Source organism: Pseudomonas sp. SED1 (assembly GCF_034044025.1).
GTDB lineage: Bacteria > Pseudomonadota > Gammaproteobacteria > Pseudomonadales > Pseudomonadaceae > Aquipseudomonas.
In genome coordinates, this window is record NZ_JAXCIS010000089.1 from 1 (window position 1) to 2,368 (window position 2,368).

A 2,368-nucleotide genomic window follows, 5' to 3' on the forward strand; every position below is an offset into this window, starting at 1 on the left:
CGCTCCCACATTTGATCTCCAACAGTCTCAAACTCGGGACAAAACTTGAGAACACTCTCACAGATCAAGGATTTCTCTATATATTTCAACAAGTTAAGAACATGGCACACATCTCGCTATAGCCCTTCCCCACCGCCTCACCCCACAAAAATAACAATCAGATGGAGACACACCATGAGTGTGATCATTGCCCTCGCAGCCCTGGCGCTGCTGATGCTGGCCGCCTACCGTGGCTACAGCGTCATCCTGTTCGCCCCCATCGCCGCCCTCGGCGCTGTGCTGCTCACTGACCCTTCCGCCGTCGCCCCCGCCTTCACCGGGGTGTTTATGGAGAAGATGGTCGGCTTCCTCAAACTGTATTTCCCGGTATTCCTGCTCGGCGCGGTGTTCGGCAAGCTGATTGAAATCTCCGGCTTCTCGCGCTCCATCGTCGCCGCCGCGATCCGGTTGCTCGGCACCCGCCAGGCAATGCTGGTGATCGTGCTGGTGTGCGCCCTGCTGACTTACGGCGGCGTGTCGCTGTTTGTGGTGGTGTTCGCGGTGTACCCGTTTGCCGCCGAGATGTTCCGCCAGAGCGATATTCCCAAGCGCTTGCTGCCGGCGACCATCGCCCTCGGCGCGTTCTCGTTCACCATGGACGCCCTGCCCGGCACGCCGCAGATCCAGAACATCATCCCCAGCACCTTCTTCAACACCACCGCCTGGGCCGCACCCTGGCTGGGGCTGATCGGCACGATCTTCGTGTTCTGCGTCGGCATGCTGTACCTAGCCCGCCAGCGCAACAAGGCCCAGCGTGCGGGTGAAGGCTATGGCACCAACCTGCGCAACGAGCCGGAAACCGCCGAAGACATCAAGCTGCCGAACCCGTGGATCGCGCTGTCGCCGCTGCTGCTGGTGGGCATCATGAACCTGCTGTTCACTCACTGGATTCCGCTGTGGTACGGCAAGACCCACACCCTCAGCCTGCCGGGCATGAGCGTGCCGGTGCAGACCGAAGTCGCCAAGCTCACGGCGATCTGGGCGGTGCAGGCAGCGTTGCTGGTGGGGATCATCGTGGTGCTGGTGTTCGGCTTCTCGGCGATTCGCAGCAAGCTCGCCGAAGGCAGCAAGAGCGCAGTCAGCGGTGCACTGCTGGCGGCGATGAACACCGCTTCGGAATACGGTTTTGGTGCGGTGATCGCCTCGCTGCCGGGCTTCCTGGTGCTGGCGGACTGGCTCAAGGGCATTCCCAACCCGCTGGTCAACGAAGCGATTACCGTGACCCTGCTGGCCGGTATCACCGGTTCCGCCTCGGGCGGCATGAGCATTGCGCTGGCGGCCATGTCGGAGAGCTTTATTTCAGCGGCCCATGCGGCCAATATCCCCCTTGAAGTACTGCACCGGGTCGCGGCCATGGCCAGTGGCGGCATGGACACCCTGCCCCACAACGGCGCCGTGATCACGCTGCTGGCGGTCACCGGGCTGACCCACCGCGAAGCCTATAAAGATATTTTCGGCATCACGATCATCAAGACCCTCGCGGTGTTCGTGGTGATTGGTACTTTCTACGCCACCGGCATTGTGTGAGGTTGATATGACGACATTGAACGGCAAGACCGCCCTGGTCACCGGTTCCACCAGCGGCATCGGCTTGGGCATCGCCCTGAGCCTGGCCAAAGCCGGCGCCAACCTGATCCTCAACGGCTTCGGCGACGCCAGCGCGGTGATCGCCCAGGTGCAGGCCTTCGGTGGCAAGGTGGGGCATCACCCGGCGGATGTCAGCGACCCGGCACAGATCGCCGAGATGATCGCCTACGCGGAGCGCGAGTTTGGCGGCATCGACATCCTGGTGAACAACGCCGGGATTCAGCATGTGGCGCCGGTGGACGAGTTTCCGGTGGAGCGCTGGGACTCGATCATTGCGATCAACCTGTCGTCGGTGTTCCACAGCACGCGGTTGAGCCTGCCGGGCATGAAGGCCAAGGGCTGGGGGCGGATCGTCAACATTGCCTCGGTGCATGGGCTGGTGGGTTCGGTGGGCAAGGCGGCTTATGTGGCTGCCAAGCATGGGGTGATCGGGCTGACCAAGGTGGTGGGCCTGGAAACCGCCCAGAGCAATGTCACCTGCAACGCCATCTGCCCGGGCTGGGTGTTGACGCCGCTGGTACAGAAACAGATTGATGATCGCATCGCCACCGGGGTTGACCCACAGCAGGCGCAGCAGGATTTGCTGGCGGAGAAGCAGCCGTCCCTGGAGTTTGTGACGCCGCCGCAATTGGGGGAACTGGTGCTGTTCCTGTGCAGCGAAGCCGGCAGCCAGGTGCGGGGCGCGGCGTGGAATATCGACGGCGGCTGGCTGGCGCAGTAAACGACGATCCCCAAGACACCG

The 2,368-nt window shown here is 62.6% G+C and carries 2 protein-coding genes; both read left to right on the forward strand.

Features of this window, described 5'->3' with window-relative positions; translation table 11 throughout:
- The first annotated feature begins 174 nt into the window (after positions 1–174).
- Complete coding sequence (locus tag SNL23_RS11910) at positions 175–1,566, forward strand: GntP family permease (protein WP_076016313.1); 1,392 nt, start codon at positions 175–177, stop codon at positions 1,564–1,566.
- A gap of 7 nt (positions 1,567–1,573) precedes the next feature.
- Positions 1,574–2,347 (forward strand): 3-hydroxybutyrate dehydrogenase, encoded by a 774-nt coding sequence (locus SNL23_RS11915; protein ID WP_017479825.1) that lies wholly within the window; start codon positions 1,574–1,576, stop codon positions 2,345–2,347.
- Positions 2,348–2,368: the final 21 nt, after the last annotated feature.